Source organism: Giesbergeria sp. (assembly GCF_028686475.1).
Classification (GTDB): Bacteria; Pseudomonadota; Gammaproteobacteria; order Burkholderiales; family Burkholderiaceae_C; genus Simplicispira.
This window is the reverse complement of record NZ_JAQUCA010000008.1, coordinates 17,281-33,830: the sequence shown is the minus strand read 5'-3', so window position 1 is coordinate 33,830 and position 16,550 is coordinate 17,281. Positions and strand designations below refer to the sequence as shown.

Annotated in this window: 20 protein-coding genes; 11 read left to right on the top strand and 9 right to left on the bottom strand. The window is 54.0% G+C overall.

The window, feature by feature from the left end:
• The first annotated feature begins 18 nt into the window (after nucleotides 1–18).
• Nucleotides 19–915 (top strand): 3-hydroxyisobutyrate dehydrogenase, encoded by an 897-nt coding sequence (gene mmsB, locus PHX60_RS07505; RefSeq protein ID WP_300076387.1) that lies wholly within the window; start codon nucleotides 19–21, stop codon nucleotides 913–915.
• 27 nt (nucleotides 916–942) lie between these two features.
• Here mmsB and PHX60_RS07500 read toward each other — a convergent pair whose 3' ends face one another.
• From PHX60_RS07500 to PHX60_RS07480, 5 genes are all read right to left on the bottom strand, one after another.
• Entirely contained in the window at nucleotides 943–1,752 is an 810-nt protein-coding gene (locus PHX60_RS07500) for an enoyl-CoA hydratase-related protein (RefSeq protein WP_300076386.1), read from the bottom strand.
• A 27-nt stretch (nucleotides 1,753–1,779) separates the two neighbouring features.
• A complete protein-coding gene (gene folP / locus PHX60_RS07495) occupies nucleotides 1,780–2,607 on the bottom strand; it encodes a dihydropteroate synthase (protein WP_300076385.1) in 828 nt (275 codons plus the stop codon).
• A 70-nt stretch (nucleotides 2,608–2,677) separates the two neighbouring features.
• Nucleotides 2,678–4,642, bottom strand: coding sequence for an ATP-dependent zinc metalloprotease FtsH (gene ftsH / locus PHX60_RS07490; RefSeq protein ID WP_300076383.1), 1,965 nt, complete (start codon nucleotides 4,640–4,642; stop codon nucleotides 2,678–2,680).
• A gap of 145 nt (nucleotides 4,643–4,787) precedes the next feature.
• Complete coding sequence (locus PHX60_RS07485; protein WP_300076381.1) at nucleotides 4,788–5,450, bottom strand: RlmE family RNA methyltransferase; 663 nt, start codon at nucleotides 5,448–5,450, stop codon at nucleotides 4,788–4,790.
• Entirely contained in the window at nucleotides 5,428–5,766 is a 339-nt protein-coding gene (locus PHX60_RS07480) for a hypothetical protein (protein WP_300076379.1), read from the bottom strand. Before PHX60_RS07480 ends, PHX60_RS07485 begins: the two co-directional genes overlap by 23 nt.
• 87 nt (nucleotides 5,767–5,853) lie before the next feature.
• Between PHX60_RS07480 and PHX60_RS07475 the strand changes: the two genes are divergently transcribed.
• Nucleotides 5,854–6,396, top strand: coding sequence for a hypothetical protein (locus PHX60_RS07475; RefSeq protein ID WP_300076377.1), 543 nt, complete (start codon nucleotides 5,854–5,856; stop codon nucleotides 6,394–6,396).
• A gap of 188 nt (nucleotides 6,397–6,584) precedes the next feature.
• Here the strand turns inward: PHX60_RS07475 and PHX60_RS07470 are convergent, their stop codons facing one another.
• Nucleotides 6,585–7,046 carry a DUF2726 domain-containing protein gene (locus tag PHX60_RS07470; RefSeq protein WP_300076375.1) on the bottom strand — a complete coding sequence of 154 codons (462 nt, stop codon included), beginning with the start codon at nucleotides 7,044–7,046 and terminating at the stop codon, nucleotides 6,585–6,587.
• 171 nt (nucleotides 7,047–7,217) lie between these two features.
• Here PHX60_RS07470 and PHX60_RS07465 point away from each other — a divergent pair, with 171 nt between their 5' ends.
• From PHX60_RS07465 to PHX60_RS07425, 9 genes are all read left to right on the top strand, one after another.
• A complete protein-coding gene (locus tag PHX60_RS07465; RefSeq protein WP_300076373.1) occupies nucleotides 7,218–8,270 on the top strand; it encodes a phage/plasmid replication protein in 1,053 nt (350 codons plus the stop codon).
• Entirely contained in the window at nucleotides 8,267–8,629 is a 363-nt protein-coding gene (locus tag PHX60_RS07460; RefSeq protein ID WP_300076371.1) for a hypothetical protein, read from the top strand. The genes PHX60_RS07465 and PHX60_RS07460 overlap by 4 nt, the downstream gene beginning before the upstream one ends.
• Nucleotides 8,630–8,880: 251 nt before the next feature.
• Nucleotides 8,881–9,138 (top strand): major capsid protein, encoded by a 258-nt coding sequence (locus PHX60_RS07455; RefSeq protein WP_300076369.1) that lies wholly within the window; start codon nucleotides 8,881–8,883, stop codon nucleotides 9,136–9,138.
• Nucleotides 9,139–9,265: 127 nt separating this feature from the next.
• Nucleotides 9,266–10,660: a hypothetical protein gene (locus tag PHX60_RS07450; RefSeq protein WP_300076367.1), complete on the top strand. Its 1,395-nt coding sequence runs from the start codon at nucleotides 9,266–9,268 to the stop codon at nucleotides 10,658–10,660.
• 3 nt (nucleotides 10,661–10,663) lie between these two features.
• Nucleotides 10,664–10,963 (top strand): DUF2523 domain-containing protein, encoded by a 300-nt coding sequence (locus PHX60_RS07445; RefSeq protein ID WP_300076365.1) that lies wholly within the window; start codon nucleotides 10,664–10,666, stop codon nucleotides 10,961–10,963.
• Nucleotides 10,963–12,117, top strand: coding sequence for a zonular occludens toxin domain-containing protein (locus PHX60_RS07440; RefSeq protein ID WP_300076363.1), 1,155 nt, complete (start codon nucleotides 10,963–10,965; stop codon nucleotides 12,115–12,117). Before PHX60_RS07445 ends, PHX60_RS07440 begins: the two co-directional genes overlap by 1 nt.
• 545 nt (nucleotides 12,118–12,662) lie before the next feature.
• The gene (locus tag PHX60_RS07435) at nucleotides 12,663–13,274 is read left to right on the top strand and encodes a recombinase family protein (protein WP_366144371.1); all 612 of its coding nucleotides are present in this window, start codon (nucleotides 12,663–12,665) and stop codon (nucleotides 13,272–13,274) included.
• A gap of 71 nt (nucleotides 13,275–13,345) precedes the next feature.
• Entirely contained in the window at nucleotides 13,346–13,822 is a 477-nt protein-coding gene (locus PHX60_RS07430) for a YhbY family RNA-binding protein (protein ID WP_300076362.1), read from the top strand.
• 4 nt (nucleotides 13,823–13,826) lie between these two features.
• Complete coding sequence (locus PHX60_RS07425; protein ID WP_300076360.1) at nucleotides 13,827–14,567, top strand: glycosyltransferase; 741 nt, start codon at nucleotides 13,827–13,829, stop codon at nucleotides 14,565–14,567.
• A gap of 23 nt (nucleotides 14,568–14,590) precedes the next feature.
• On the opposite strand, the gene PHX60_RS07420 is transcribed toward PHX60_RS07425, so the two are convergent.
• The 3 genes from PHX60_RS07420 to PHX60_RS07410 form a co-directional block, all read right to left on the bottom strand.
• Nucleotides 14,591–15,001, bottom strand: coding sequence for a DUF4149 domain-containing protein (locus PHX60_RS07420; RefSeq protein WP_300076358.1), 411 nt, complete (start codon nucleotides 14,999–15,001; stop codon nucleotides 14,591–14,593).
• A gap of 22 nt (nucleotides 15,002–15,023) precedes the next feature.
• A complete protein-coding gene (gene greA, locus PHX60_RS07415) occupies nucleotides 15,024–15,500 on the bottom strand; it encodes a transcription elongation factor GreA (protein ID WP_300076356.1) in 477 nt (158 codons plus the stop codon).
• Nucleotides 15,501–15,597: 97 nt separating this feature from the next.
• Nucleotides 15,598–16,518: a folate-binding protein gene (locus tag PHX60_RS07410; RefSeq protein WP_300076354.1), complete on the bottom strand. Its 921-nt coding sequence runs from the start codon at nucleotides 16,516–16,518 to the stop codon at nucleotides 15,598–15,600.
• Nucleotides 16,519–16,550 lie beyond the last annotated feature (32 nt).

Sequence of the window (16,550 nt, the reverse complement as noted above, 5' to 3'; positions counted from 1 at the left end):
CACACTGGAGACATTTTCATGAATATCGCATTTATTGGTTTGGGCAATATGGGCGGCCCAATGGCCCTGAACCTACACAAAGCCGGTCATAGCATCAAAGCATTTGACCTGTCCACTGCCGCTTGCGACAAACTGGCTGCCGAGGGCGTGGCGATTGCCACCGATACCGCCACTGCGGTGCAAGGCGCTGAAGTGGTGATTAGCATGTTGCCCGCCAGCGCCCACGTTGAAGGGCTGTTTTTGGGTACCAGCACCCAAGCGGGCATCTTGCCCCTGTTGCCTGCCGGTACGCTGGTGATTGATTGCTCCACCATCGCTGCTGCCAGCGCACGCAAAGTGGCCGACGCCGCACAAGCCCAAGGCGTGCAATTTATCGATGCTCCCGTGTCCGGTGGCACGGGTGGGGCCATTGCAGGTACTTTGACCTTTATGGTGGGTGGCGATGCCGCAGTGTTGGAGCGCGCCCGGCCCTTGTTGGAAAAAATGGGCGCTAACATCTTCCACGCGGGTAGCGTAGGGGCAGGCCAAACCGCCAAAATCTGCAACAACATGCTGCTGGGTATTTTGATGGTCGGCACTTCTGAGGCGATTGCTTTGGGTGTCGCCAACGGTTTAGACCCGAAGGTACTGTCGGAAATCATGCGCCGCAGCTCGGGTGGCAACTGGGCTTTAGAAAAATACAACCCCTGCCCCGGTGTGCATGAAAACGCCCCCGCCAGCAAGGCTTACGCCGGTGGTTTTGGCACCGATTTAATGCTGAAAGATTTGGGCCTGTCGCAAGAGGCGGCCACTGCCGTCAAGGCAGCCACGCCGCTGGGCGGCATGGCGCGCAACCTCTACGCTATGCACAGCATTGCCGGTAATGGCGGGCTGGATTTCTCCAGCATTATTCAGTTGGTGGGCAAAAAAGGCTAAACGCGGGGTGAGTGCGGCGCAGCGCGGTCAATGCCCAACAAACACCGGCTTGCGCCGCTCGGCAAACGCGCGACGGCCTTCGGCAAAGTCTTCACTTTCCGAGGTCAAGGCTTCGCGCTCGCGCATGGCTGGCCAGTTGGGCTGGCCGGTGGCAATCTCGTTAATGGATTGCTTGGTGGCGCGCACAGCCAGCGGTGCCAAAGCCGATACCTCTTGCACTAAGGCGGCTACGGTGGTCTGCATTCCAGCGCTATCGGGCACCACGGCCTCTAGGCAGCCGGTATTCCACAGCATTTGTGCGGTAAAAGGCCGGGCGGTTAAAAAAGCACGTTTGGCCGCCGAAACCCCCAGCCGCGCGACATAGCGCTGCAAGCCGCTGGGGTAATAGTGCAAACCCAGCGCGGTAGCAGGCATACGGAACTCAATGCCATCCAAGGCCACGCGCAAGTCACAGGCCAACACCAAATCAGTCGCGCCGCCATACACGCTGCCATTCAGGGCGCAAATAGTCACGGGATGCAGCACCGCCAACGCATCGGCCACGCGCTCAAACAGGGCCGAACCGCTTTCATCTTCGGTACCAAAACCGCCAATATGGTAGCCCGCACAAAACACCGGCTTGGGCTGACCTGTGGTGTTGGCCGTGAGTACCACCACACGAATGCTGGGGTCGGCATCTAGCTGGGCAAACAGATGCAGCAGGGCTTTGAGGTCGGCATTTTCTAGCCGGTTGCGGTGTGCTGGGCGGTTGAGGGTGATGGTGGCGATGCCGCCCTCGGCAAGCGTCAACACGGGCGTAGAAGGGTTAGAAAAAAGGGTGTTGAGGGTGTCAGACATACAAAAGGCGGTGGAGAAGGTTTTTGTTCAACAGGCAGCTTGCCAAACTTGCAAGGCTTGGGCGGTTTCACGCACATCGTGTACGCGCACAATGCGTGCGCCGCGCTCGATGGCCAACAGAGCGGCAGCCACGCTGGGCACCATGCGCTGGCCTACTTCTAAGCCCGTTACCGCTCCAATCGACGATTTACGCGACCAGCCAGCCAGTAAAGGATAGCCAAGCGCCAGTACCGCCGCTTGCTGCGCCAGCAAGGCAAAGTTTTGTGCCACCGTTTTGCCAAAGCCGATGCCGATGCCGTAGTCCAACACGATGCGCTCGGCCTGCACGCCTTGGGCTTGTAGGGCTTGGGCACTCTGGGCCAAAAAGTGGGTCACTTCCGTGACCACATCCCCTTCCATCGGTGCGGCTTGCATGGTTTGTGGGTCACGGTGCATGTGCATCAGGCAAACCCCGCACTGAGGATGCTGTGCCACCACCTGTGCGGCACCCGGCTGGCGCAAGGCCCAAATGTCGTTGATGATGTCCGCGCCCAAGTCCAGCACCGCCTGCATTACTTGGGGCTTGTAGGTATCGACCGACACCGGCACGCCCAAGCGCACCGCCACGCGCACCACTGGCAGCACGCGCTCCAATTCTTGCGCCAAAGGCACAGCAGGGCTACCGGGCCGGGTGGATTCGCCACCAATATCCAAGATATGCGCGCCTTCGCGCAGCAATTGCTCGGCATGGCGCAAAGCGGCGGCAGTGTGGGCGTGTTGGCCACCGTCCGAAAAAGAATCCGGGGTGACATTCACAATCCCCATGATTTTTGGGGCGGTCAAGTCAATAGTAAAGCGGGAGGTTTGCCAGAACATACGCAAAAAGGCGATAAAAAAACGGGGTGCCAAGCACCCCGTTGAATACGTGCAAGCGCACTAAACGGTATCAGACCACCGTGGGTGCGGCGGGTGGAGCTGCTGGCGTAGCAGGGCCAGCCACAATAGCATCTGTGGCCACACTAGGCAGGCCACCGCTACCACCATCTCCGCCCGAAGAGGCGGGTGGGATGCGCGGTGTCCAATCTTTGGGTGGGCGTGGCACCTTGCCCGCCATGATGTCATCCAACTGCTCGGTGTCGATGGTTTCCCACTCTAGCAGGGCTTTGGCCATCGCGTGCATTTTGTCGCTGTGTTCTTCAATCAAACGACGCGCCAGCGAATACTGCTCGTCGATGATGCGGCGCACCTCGGCATCGACCTTTTGCATGGTTTCTTCGCTGATGTTGGTGGTTTTGGTGACCGAACGGCCCAAAAATACTTCACCTTCATTCTCGGCATAGACCATCGGCCCCAGCGCCTCCGTCATGCCATAGCGCATCACCATGTCGCGGGCGATATGCGTAGCGCGCTCAAAGTCGTTGCTGGCTCCAGTGGTCATTTGGTGCATGAACACTTCTTCGGCAATGCGGCCCCCAAACAACATGCTGATTTGGTTGAGCATGTAATCTTTATCGTAGCTGTAACGGTCTTGCGCTGGCAGGCTCATGGTCACGCCCAAGGCACGGCCACGCGGAATGATGGTCACTTTATGCACGGGGTCACACTTGGGCAACAGTTTGCCGATGAGGGCGTGGCCAGCCTCGTGGTAGGCGGTGTTGCGGCGCTCTTCTTCGGGCATCACCATGCTCTTGCGCTCGGGACCCATCAAGATTTTGTCTTTGGCTTTTTCAAAATCCTGCATTTCTACCGTGCGCGCATTGCGGCGTGCGGCCATCAGCGCGGCTTCGTTGCACAGGTTGGCCAAATCAGCCCCCGACATCCCAGGGGTGCCACGCGCAATGATGCTGGGGTTGACATCTTGGCCCACTGGGATTTTTCGCATGTGGACGTTCAGGATTTGCTCGCGGCCGCGAATATCGGGCAGCGTGACATACACCTGACGGTCAAAACGGCCCGGACGCAACAACGCGGCATCCAGAATATCAGGGCGGTTGGTGGCAGCCACCACAATCACGCCCAAATTGGTTTCAAAGCCGTCCATCTCGACCAGCATCTGGTTGAGGGTTTGTTCGCGCTCGTCGTTGCCACCGCCCAAACCAGCACCGCGCTGGCGGCCTACCGCGTCAATTTCATCAATAAAGATGATGCAAGGGGCATTCTTTTTGGCGTTTTCGAACATGTCGCGCACACGGGCTGCACCCACGCCGACGAACATTTCGACGAAATCGGAACCCGAAATGCTGAAGAACGGCACTTTGGCTTCACCGGCAATGGATTTGGCCAGCAGGGTTTTACCAGTGCCCGGAGGGCCAACCAGCAGCAAACCACGCGGAATGCGTCCGCCCAGTTTTTGGAATTTTTGTGGGTCTTTCAGGAAATCTACGACTTCCTTGACTTCTTCTTTGGCCTCATCGCAACCGGCCACATCGGCAAAAGTCACGCTGTTGTTGTTTTCGTCCAACATGCGCGCCTTGCTTTTGCCAAAGCTGAACGCACCGCCTTTGCCGCCACCTTGCATCTGGCGCATGAAATACACCCAGACACCAATCAAGAGCAACATGGGTCCCCAACTGACCAGCAGCGTCATGAGCAAGGAGCCTTCTTCGCGCGGCTTGACATCAAACTTGACGTTGTTGTTGACCAAATCGCCCACCAAACCCCGGTCTAGGTAGGTCGCGGTGGTGCGAATGCGGCGCTCATCGTTGGTAATGGCGATGATTTCGGTACCGCCGGGGCCTTCTTGGATGGTGGCGCTTTTGATGCGGCTGTTGCGAACTTCGTCCAGAAATTCTGAGTACCCAATGTAGCCCGCAGCCACACCCACCCGCGTATCAAACTGTTTGAATACGGTGAACAGCACCATGGCAACGACCAGCCAAACGGCGACTTTTGAAAACCACTGATTATTCAAGCGGGGCTCCAGAGAGAGTGCAAACAGCAAGAGGAAGAGGGAAGAAGGGCGATTTTAGACTTTTCGGGCAGCGCCGGAACAACAATAGCCCCAGACAGCCCCAATTGGGGCGTGGATTTGGCCCGCCAGCGCCCGGCGTATCGCTTTAAGCTGGGTTTTTAAGACCGATGCCGACCAAAAAGGTTTCGGAAGATTTATCGCGCGAGGCTTTGGGCTTGACCGACTTGACGACACGAAAGGTGTCTTTGAACAAAGCGACCAGCGGTGCATAAGCGCCGCCGTGGAACAATTTGGCCACCAGCGCCCCCTCTGGGTGCAGATGCTGGCGCGCAAAATCTACCGCCAGCTCCACCAGCAGCTCAATGCGTGCGGCATCGGTGTCGGCAATACCAGACAGATTGGGAGCCATGTCGGACACCACCACATTCACCGCCCGGCCCTGCACAGCGGCTTCGAGTTGTGCCAGTACCTCGGCCTCGCGAAAATCGCCGTTGATGTAATGCACGCCTTCAATCGGCTCCATCGGCAAAATATCCAAGGCAATGATGGTGCCATCTAAGGTGCCGGTGGCGGCTCCGTGGGGCGACAGGCGACGGCGCACATACTGGCTCCAAGCGCCGGGCGTACTGCCCAAGTCCACCACTACGTGGCCGGGACGAATCAGACCAAACTGCTCATCAATTTCTTTGAGTTTGTAGGCGGCGCGCGCGCGGTAGCCCTCTTTGTGTGCCAATTTGACGTAGGTGTCGTTGACGTGGTCGTTCAACCAAGCCTTATTCACCTTCTTACTTTGTGTTTTGACTTTCATGCTTTTTCTGTCTCTTGGGTGGCTGTTCTGGCGGAGCTGGAGGGAAGGCAGCAAGCATTGCTAACAGTCCTGCTTTTGCTTGTGCTTCGTGCTCAATGTTCTCTTCTAACGACTCTGCCATGCCTTCCAAAATTATGCGAACAGCACGTTCTCGCAAACCTGCTGCAGCTGCGATTTGTGCGTGTTTTTGGTAGCTGCAAGGTCGCCCTTTTTTGAAGCCGCTGAGGCTTGACTCTTTCTCGTTGATTGCTGCTGCTAGGGCTTTCTGGTTGCCCAAAATTTTTGCAGCGAGTTCGATTGTTTCTGCTATGTCCAAAGTTAGCACCCCTTGTAAATAATTAACATCTGGTGTAAATTCTTGTGCTGTTAGCTGTTGTTGCTAATTTTTACACAGGAAACGTCCATGCACCTGAACACCACAAACACCACGATCACGAGTACACTTTTCCCCGAATCTCCCCCTGCTTGCCCCGGTAGCGCCTGTTTCTTGGACGTTTCCGGCCTACCGGCGCAGGGGGATTTTCTTTTTTCTGACGACCCTATCGTTAACTGGTTCGATAGCCAGACAGAAGACACCTGCCGCTTCTGGATTGACTGCGCTGCTGACTTGTTCGGTTTGCCTGATTCTGACTCTGCTACTCCTCGCCAGTGCTGGCACGCATTTTTGCTTTTTGCTAACACTGGCGTTCTTGCTCCCCCTCCCTTGCCAGTTCTCGTTACCCATTCCGCTGTCGTTCGCAAATATGGCCCCCCTTCTTTCGTTGCCTATCTGCCTTCTGGGATGCTTCATCGTCGTGATGGCGATGGTCTTATGCCTTTCTGGTCACTCAAGGCGTTTCAGGGCTATCTAGCTGTCTTGCGTGCCCACGGCTACCGTGTTGCCTTTGATAGCCCTTCTGTGGCTTTTGTGTTTCGTCCTGTTCGCGGGGCTTTGCATCATGGCTGATGACCTCTCCTTCCCCCTGGACTTCGCTCCCGATGATGTTTGCCTGTGGGAGGCTTGCCCCTATTGTGGCTTGCTCCTCTTGCATCCTGCCGCGCCCTGTGATTCTGCCCCTGCTGACACTTGCCCGATTGCGCTGGAATTTCTGACGCTTGACCGTTCGGGCCTTCCTCGGGGGGCTGTCTGATGGCTTATTTAAAGTCCCCTGCCACCTGCTCAACGTCTGGAATGCCTCGGTACCGTAGCACCCGGTATCCGGCATCTGTCAGCAGCTTGTCACGGTTAGCGTCCTGCTCCTCGCGTCCATCGTGGCTGCTGTCGTCCAGCTCAACCACTGCCAGCACCTTGAACGATTTATCGCATACCACGAAATCTGCGCGCTTGCGGTCGAATGTGTTTCGGGTTCCTCGTGACTTGGCTGTCAATAGTGCCCCAAAAGATACTTGTGACAACACTATCAAGCTGGGTAATGCACTTTGCAACCGGAAAAACATAGCTTGTTCATGTTTTGTCAATGGTGGGCAAGCCCTCGGCTTTTCTCCTTCGATGGCCCTGTCGGGTGTCTCTTTTGGCTCTTGCTGCTTTTTTGATAGCACTGCCATGACAACAACGGCAATGACTAACCCGATTAACACCAGCACGATGGTTTGCATTTCCTTGTCCTTTCTTAGTGGTTTTGGTTCTCTTTCGGATTGTGCTGTGAAAGCCACGGCCAGCACAGCAGCGCCCGCCCACGGAAAGCGCAGCGCGGGGGCGGGCGCTGCTGTGCTTTCTGGCTCGGTTTTCGTGGGAGGTGCTAGTAACACCTCCCAAACGGCTCAAAAATGAGCCAAAACCTTCATTCTGGCACTGATATGGACTGCCCGTTTTTCGTCGATTGGCTGACTATCCAGCAATCCTATGATTACGATTTGCCCCAAGTCACTGCCGGTGTTGTCTGGTCTGCCGATGCTCAAGGTCAAGTTGAGTGGCAGACAGTCCGTGCGGCCATTGTTGAAGGTTCTCACGACACTTCAATCCAAGTACGTTGTGATGGTCGCACTGTCCGACTCTCCGGCAACGTTTCACGCTTCGGGCGTTCCGATAACGTTTTTGGCTATGACTTGGCGGCCTGCCTTCGTCGTGCCAGCAACATTGTTGCCCAGTTTGGCCTTCCTCCTTTTACTGCCGGTCAGAAGTTCTACCGCCACGCCAAGATTGCCGGTGTTGTTGATTTGCGCCCTGCCTGGACGGGTGCCCGCATTAGTCGGCTCGACTTAACTGCCAACTATGAGACTGGTTCGATGAGCGATGCCAGAGCGTACCTTGCATGGCTTGGTACACAACAAACCTCTGCGCGTATCAAGGTCGGTGTTCATGGTGATGGTGAAACCGTCGATTGGGGCCGTGGCTCCCGTCGCGTGTATGCCAAAGCCTATTTAAAAGCTCCTGAGTTGCTCCGTCATAACGGCCCGCGCCAACTCATCGAGTATTGCCAAGACGCGGGTGTCGTGCGGTTTGAAGTAACCGTAAAAGCAAACCAATTGCAGTCAATGGGCTGCGACTATCTAGGGGGCCTTGATATGGGTCAACTCATCGAACTCTTTGAAGAGCGTCGCTCTGTGCTTGTGCGTGCTAGTCACACACATGACGACCTAGAGCATCTTCCCAACACCTTGCGTCGTACAGCCCGCGATTGGCTTGCCGGTGACGATTTGCGCGCTCGTATGAGTCTGGCCACATTTAAACGCCATCGCTCTGGTTTATTGCCTTATGGCATTGACATTGCGGTTAAACGTAATGTTGTGAATTTTAAACCGCGTGTCAGGGTGATTGAAGTCCGCCCTGCTATTGCTCCCCCTTGGTATGACTTCAATGAAAGGTTAATAGCAGCATGAAAGTTTTTTTAATCGGTAGCACTCCTATTGCTGACATTTCTAAAAAATCGGGTAAGCCTTACGATATGAGTAAATTTTATAGCGTTGCTAAACTTGATTCCTCTGATGGTGAAACTAAAGGGCACATGGGTTCTGAATATAAAACTACTGCTGCGGTAGTACGTTCTACCGCTCATCTTGATTACTCATTTTTTAAACCATTGGAAGTTGAATTAGAGCTTGAAGAACTTATGCGCTATGGCAATAAAGAAACTATGGTTGTTGCCGTTCACCCAGTTAAACCAGTTGTTACACAACCACCGAAGGCTATTCCCCCTGCACCTGCTGTGCCCTCTGCCTCTTCTATACCTGTGAAGTGATTTCAGCCGGTAGCCCTTTCGTGTTTCACTTGAAACATGGCTGAACCTGTAATCCTTCAATGCTCCACTGCCTGCACTGTCACTGTGGTCCATGAATTAAGCCTCCCGCCTTTCCAGTTAACGGCGGCTGAAGGTGCAACTATTGCGGGTGCCGTCCTCGCAATTTGGGCAATTGGCTGGGCCTTTCGGGTCTTCATTCAAACGCTTAAACATACTGACGGCAATTCTGAAACTCTCTCTAAGGATTGAAAATGCAAGTTTTTGACAAAATGAAGTCTGTCTCTTCTGGCGCTGCCGATTGGGCCAAATCCAAGGTTGGCGCGGTCGTCACTATTGGCGCTGCCGCTGCTGCTCCTTTCGCTCCTGCCCATGCTGCTGCTGTCGATGTCTCTGCTGTCGTTACTGATATTGGCGCGCAAGCGACTCCAGTTGCAGCCATCGGCGGTGCCGTTCTGCTGATTTATGTCGGCGTGAAGGCATTCCAGTGGGTGCGCCGCGCTCTGTCCTGATTCTTTTTCTTGTGTTCCCCCTTGGCTGGCCCTTGGGGGGCTTTACCAAAGCGCCCTATTCGGGCGTTTTTGCAAAGTGGGAGTAAATAATGGGGATTTTTGTAATCATTGCAATATTGGGGGCGGCATGGCTCATATTTACCGCCTGATATTTACTGTTTTCCTGTTTTTGCCCTTTTCTGTTCACGCTGCTATTTCTCCGACTTTCTCCTGTCAATCCTCTTACCCTTCTAACTTCCCTGCTCTTGGTTCTATGGTTGTTGGTTGTGGTGGTTGTTCTTCTGATGGTAAGGGGGCTTTAACTATAAGGCCTAGTTCTACTTCATTCTGTGAAGCTGGTGCTTCTTGTGGTTCGTGTGGAATTCAGCATCAATATTCTTGGAATGCCCCTGCTTCTTGCCCTGCCAATTCTTCTCTTTCTGGCAGTGAATGTGCTTGCAATTCTGGATTTAAAGAACAAAATGGCTCTTGTGTCTCTGATAAACCGAAAGACCCTAAATGCGGTGATTTAACTGATACGCCACTTGGTCTTTCTGATTACGGTGCTTCTTTTGGTACAAAATCTGCCGATTGGATGAAAAACCAAATCGGCAAACCCACTAACTCATGTTTTCCGGGGGGCTGTGTTGTCTCTGGTGAAGCTACGGGCTGTGCTGGCGGTGGTACAGGCTCTACCTATTGCAAAATAGCAAACCCAAAATTTACGGGCGATTCTTGTAATGAATCCGACAATTCAGGAGATGACGACAATTGCCAGCCCGGTTATAAAGCAAGTGAATATGTGCCGGGCGTTTGCGTTCCTGATGGCAGTGATGGTGATGGTGATGGCACTGGTGATGGCGGTACTGATGACGATGATTCTGACGGTCTTTGTCCTGATAAAACCGACCCCACTAAACGTGTCCCATGTCAGGGGAAACCTAGTAAATGCAGCGGCGGCCTTTGTGAAAGTAAATATGTGCCTGGCTTGTGCATACCGTGCGACACTTCTGTCAATGGCGATGGCACAACAACCACATGTAACCCAACCACTGGAAAATGCACCACAACAAACCCGGACGGTACTACTGATGAGCAAGACAAAACTGACTTTTGTCGCGAAAATCCCAAGTCTCCAATGTGTATCGAAAATAAATGGGGTGGTGGCTCTTGCGCTTCAGGCTCTTTTTCTTGCGATGGCGATGCTATTCAATGCGCCATAGCCAAAGAACAACACAGAAGAAACTGCAAATTATTTGACGATAAAAGTGCAGAAAGCGCACTTTATGAGCAGGAAAAAGGCAAAGAAGGAAATCAAACTGATGATTTGCCGGGTAATGAAACTATCAACATGATCGGCCGTATTGATTCTACTGACGCTCTTGGCGGCGGCGGTGCTGGCGTACAAGATTTGACTGTTACGGTCGCTGGTAGCTCTATTACTCTGCCATTTTCTAAAATCAATTCTGGCTTGGATGCTTTGGGGCGTGTCCTTCTTGCTGTCTCTTTTTTAATTGCTTTACGCATTGTCGGTAGGGGTTAATAAATGCCTAGTTTTGTTGCTGCTATTGGCGGTATGCTGATAAATCTGGTCGGTACGCTTGTTGGGCGCGTCCTCGTTGCTCTCGGTGTCTCTGTCGTTACTTATACCGGTATCAATGCGTCATTAGATGCGATTAAAGCGCAAGCCTTGGCATCTATCTTGGCGTTGCCGCCAGAAGTGATTTCGATGCTGTCAATGATGCGCGTGGGACAGTGCATTAGTATTGTGTCTAGCGCTATTGCTGCGCGTCTGCTGCTTAACGGATTAACTGGCGACACTTTTAAGCAGTGGGTGCATAAATAATGCTCTATCTCATCACGGGCACCAATGGCGCCGGAAAAACTCTCAACGCTCTAAAATGGATTCGTGAACGCTCTCTAAAAGAATCGCGGCCTGTCTGTCATAACGGGCGATTTGAGCCAGTTCCCGGCGGTGAATTGGCAGACTGGAAACATATAGACATTAAAAGCTGGCAAGATGAGCCGGATGGCACTATCTTTCTCGTGGATGAATGTCACAATGATTTTCCTTTACGCGCTCCTAGTTCCGCCCCTCCTGATTACGTCAAAATGTTGGCCGAACATCGGCGGCGCGGTTTTGACTTTTATTTGATAACCCAGCACCCCCAAAATATTGACGCTTTTGTCAGGCGCTTGATTGGCTCCCCGGGCTGGCATCGTCACTTAAAGCGTACTTTTGGCGGTGATTTAGTCTCTTGTATAGAGTGGGCTGCTGTTAATCCTAACTGTGAAAAAGACGGTTCCGGTAAAACTGGAACTGTGACAATGATTCCGTTTCCGAAAGACGTCTACGGGTGGTATAAGTCTGCCAGCTTGCACACTGCTAAGAGGCGAATACCTTGGCGCGTCTGGCTGTTTGTTGCCTGCGCCGTGATTGCTCCGCTTCTTATTTTTTTGGCGTTTAATGCTGTCGGCAAAAACCTTGCTAAAAATTCTGACGTTTCTTCAGAAATCAAAAAACCTGCTGATTCTTTGCCTTCTCCATCTGCTCCTGCTCCTGCTTCTGTTACCTCTACCTCTGCTGAACAATATGTTCTTCAGCGTCTTCCGCGCCTTCCCGACTTCCCGCATACCGCTCCTGTTTACGATGAGGTTACCAAGCCTGTCCACGCTCCTTACCCTGCCGCTTGTGTCCAGTCCTCCAGCGTGTGCAAGTGCTATACCCAGCAGGGTACTTTGCTGCGTGTAGATGTCTCTGTTTGCGTTCGTATCGTCGCTGAGGGCTTCTTCATCGACTGGGACAGAGGACAGCTCCCACAGCAGCAAGCATCGCGCCAAAACAGCTCGCCACAGCCTACTACCCCACCTGTGCAGTTACCAGCTCAACCGCCTGTTCTCGTTGCTGCTGCTCCTACGCCTACACCACCAAAAGAGCCGGGCTATCTCGAATCTCTGCGCTTGCGTAACGCTGAGGTTCGTAGCGTCTTGCAGCGCTAATTTTTATCTGTTACTCTCTATTACAAAATAATTAAATAAAACAATAAAAACTATTGACTTTTGAAAAGTCAAGCAAAAAACAAAGATTTTTCAATATATATTTTTGTCAATAGGTACAAACCCATATTGCTTTTCTTTGTTTTCTGTGTTTGGAAATCCGTTTTTGCGCTGCTTTTGTTTTGTGTTACTCGTTACGTTTAAGTCTGCGCGCTGCTGCTCGTGTACGCGCTGGGGGTATCGGGGGCGTAGCCCCTGATGTTGACCTGCTTACTTACTAACAATTCTTGGGCCGCGCGTGCTGCGTATCCTTTTCGCTGCTGCTCGCCGCGTGCTGCGTATCCTTTTCGCTGCTGCTCGCCGCGTGCTGATGCGTTCGCGTATCGCTGCACTTCTTCCGCGCCCTGTTAAACGGTATTGGTATTTTTGTCTTTCAAGTGATTTTGTTTCCTCTCTTGTGTTCTGTTTTTTGCGTAAGCAGGGAATCTAGCTAGTTCTTTTTTTCGCTTGAAAAACACTAAAGAAATACGATTCCCTCTGTTCAAACTATGGAGAAAAAAATGCTGATTGGATATGCACGCGTCTCAACCAAAGACCAAGAAACACATCTTCAACTTGACGCTTTGCATAAGTGCGGTGTTGATGTCATTTATCAGGAAAAGGTCAGTTCTGTAGGTTCTCGCCCAGAACTACGGCGTTTGCTTGCTGCGCTGAAGCCTGGCGACGTTCTAGTTGTCTACAAGATGGATCGCATCGCTCGGTCTTTGTCAGACTTGCTTTCAATTTTGGACAGCATCAAAGCCGCTGAAGCCTCTATCCGCTCCCTTACTGAGCCTTTGGATACGTCTGGCCCTATCGGTACTTTCATGATCCAAGTCCTAGGCGCTGTTGCACAGCTCGAACGCTCTATCATTCGTGAACGTACAGTTGCTGGTCAGGTCGCGGCCGTCAAGCGGGGGCAAGTGTTCGGGCGGCCCAAACTTTTGACCCATGAACAAGAACTCGAAGTTTTGCGCTCGGTTGATTCCGGCGTAACGCAATCTGAAACAGCCCGTAACTTCGGTGTCTCTTTGATTGTCGTCCGGCGCATCCTTGATGAGCGAGTCGGCAAAAAAAACACCGGGCGTTACCCGGTGTTGCGTCAGTACTTGGACTCTTGAGCGGTGGCTCTTGGCACTTTTTCAACTGTTGACTTTCATGTTTTTCCTGTCCTGCCTCGATAATACGGCCCATGCCCCAAATTGAACTTACTCCGGCCGAGCGCCGCGAACAACGCGCCCAAGCACACCACCTCAATCCCGTGGTGCAAATTGGCAATGATGGCCTGACCCCCGGTGTCCGCAAAGAAATTGATGCCGCCCTGAATGCCCACGGCCTGATCAAAATCCGCGTCTTTAACGACGACCGCGCTGCCCGCGAACTGATGTACCAAGAACTGGCCGCCGAACTGAACGCGGCCCCGGTTCAGCACATTGGTAAGCTGTTGGTGCTGTGGCGGCCCATGCCCGACAAAGAACGCAGCATCGACGAAAACCGGATGCCCGGCCCCAAAGATGTCAAGGTGCTGAAATACAGCAAACGTGGCGGCCAGCGCCCCGAAATCAAAACCTTGCGTGTGCTGGGCAACCAGCGTTTAACGCCCGGCGGCCAAATCAAACGGGCCAAAAAACGCAAGCCCACTTCGGTTAAAAAGCGCCAAGCCGATTAAAGCGATGTCTGCCAGCGCACCCCAACGCCACATTGTGTGCATGAAGTGGGGCACCAAGTACGGGCCAGAATACGTCAACCGCCTGTACGCGATGGTGCGCCGCCATTTGCATGGTGATTTTAATTTTGTCTGCCTGACCGACAACGCCAACGGCATTCGGCCCGAGGTGCAGTGCTTGCCCATTCCGCCCCTGGATTTGCCTGCTGGCATTCCGGAGCGCGGCTGGAACAAGCTGGCCAGCTTCAGCGCTGATTTGTACGGCCTGCGCGGCACGGCCTTGTTTTTGGATGTGGATGTGGTGATTACCGGCAGCTTGGATGATTTCTTCACCCAGCCGGGCGAGTTTCTCATCATCCACGACTACAAACGGCCTTGGCGCATCACGGGCAATTCTTCAGTCTATCGCTTTGAGTTGGGCGCGCACCCGGATGTGCTGGAATACTTTCGCGGCCATTTTGAGCAGATTCGGCGCAAGTTTCGCAACGAGCAAGCCTATCTGTCGGACTTTTTGCACCGCCAAGGCAAACTGGCCTATTGGCCCAAAGATTGGTGCCCGAGCTTTAAGTACCACGGCATTCCACGCTGGCCGACCAACTATTGGAAGCCGCCATTTGTACCGGCGGGGGCGCGCATCGTGATTTTTCATGGTGAATGCAATCCACCCGATGCACTGGCCGGGCGGCGCAATCGGCGTTTTCGCTTCATTCAGCCTGCCACTTGGGTGGCGGAACATTGGCGCGAATAGCCGTATAGGTAGGCCGCAGCCGTTTAGCGCTTGGCTGCTACCCGCCACAGCGCTAATGTCGCGCACAGCCACTGGGCCACATACATGGCTGTGCCGACGCTGTGCCATAGACGCAAATCTTGGCGCGCCACAATGCGTGGCGCTACCCCAAACTGCACCAGCAGCGCCAGCAACATACCACCCAAAATAAAGACCAAGCTGTTACCGGCCCACGCTGCCAAGACAGTGCTGCCGCGTGGACGCGATAGCAACAACAGGCTCAAGCAGCAGGCCACCGAAAGCCAAGTTTGCGCGGCAAACAAACGCGCCGCCATATTGCCCGCCAACGCCGGGCTGGGTAGATGGGCAAACAACAGCGGCACGGCCATAAAGCCAATCGCTCCTAAACTGCCCCACCATAGAGCGGCCACCAATACCGGAAGACGTTGCTGCATACCGTGCTGGCGATGGAGGTGCTTAGAGGTAGCGCACGCCCACTACTTCGTAGCGCCGGATGCCGCTGGGGGCTTGCACTTCGGCGGTGTCGCCTTCTTCTTTGCCAATGAGAGCGCGGGCAATCGGGCTGCTGATGTTAATCAGGCCCAGTTTCAGGTCGGCCTCGTCTTCGCCCACGATTTGGTAGGTGACGGCATCGCCGCTGTCTTCGTCTTCTAAATCGACGGTGGCACCAAACACCACACGGCCACCAGCATCCAATGCTGATGGGTCAATAATTTGCGCTACCGACAGTTTGCCTTCAACTTCTTGAATTCGACCTTCGATAAAGCCTTGGCGGTCTTTGGCGGCTTCGTATTCGGCGTTTTCGCTTAAATCGCCCTGCGCGCGTGCCTCGGCAATTGCGGCAATCACGGCGGGACGATCTACGGTTTTAAGGCGGTGCAACTCGGCCTTGAGCTGCTCGGCGCCGCGCTTAGTGAGGGGAAGGGTGGTCATTTTGTTCTCCAAAAACAAACCGCCGATCGTTACCGGTCGGCGGTGTGTGCATAAGGGGATTAATTATGCCCGAAGCCGTCTGCGGCTCCAACAGGTGTTAAACCTCTTGCAGCAGCGCGTAAGGCAAACTGGCTAAGGCCAGCGTTACCCCTTGGGCACCAGCGCCCACTTGCAAGGCTCCTTGCGCGGCAGCGGCAATTTGCACCGAAATTATCGCCTCCCATCCTCCAGCTGGTGCTGGTGCCACTTGCACCACCAGACCGCAGGGCTGCTCGGCATCGTTGGGGGTAAAGATTTCAGCCCCCACGGCAATTTCTGCGGTGGCATGGGCCAGATAGGCGCGCCGTTTGAGCGTGCCACGGAACTGGCTACGCGCCACCACTTCTTGGCCGGGGTAACAACCTTTTTTGAAATTGACCCCGCCTACCGACTCGTAATTGAGCATTTGCGGCACCAGTTTATCGACTAAAGGGGCGCTCAAGGTGGCAACGCCGCTATGCACTTCGCTCCAAGCCCACAGCGATGCCGCTAAGGCCGGCTCTGCTGGGGCAGGGGCGCTGGCAGGGGTAATGAGCAGCGCACGCGCTTGGCCATCGGCGGGGTAGAGATGCACCAAACTGCTTTCGCGCAGGTCGGTTTTGCTCCAAGGCGCTTGCACGCTACCGGCCAAGGCAGCTACGCTATCGCCCGCAATGCCATACAGGGCAAATTCGTCCGAGGCATCGCTCAGTTTGGCCTTGGCACGCAGCACAAACATGCTCAAGCGCTTGAGGGTAGCGGCCAGCACATCGCGGCTACACACTAGCAGCACTTCGGTGGCACTGCGTTTGAAGCCGATAAAGCTGGCCTGCATTCGGCCTTGGGCAGATAAAAAGGCCGCCAAGCGTGCTTGTTCCATGCCCAGCAGGGCAAAATCGTTGCTTAATTGGCCGTGCAAAAATTTAACGGCATCATCACCTTGGGCGCGGATAACGCCCAGATGGCTCAGAGGGGTGATTCCATTGAAATGAGGGGTCATAGCACTCCATTATGATGGCGGGTTGTTTTTTC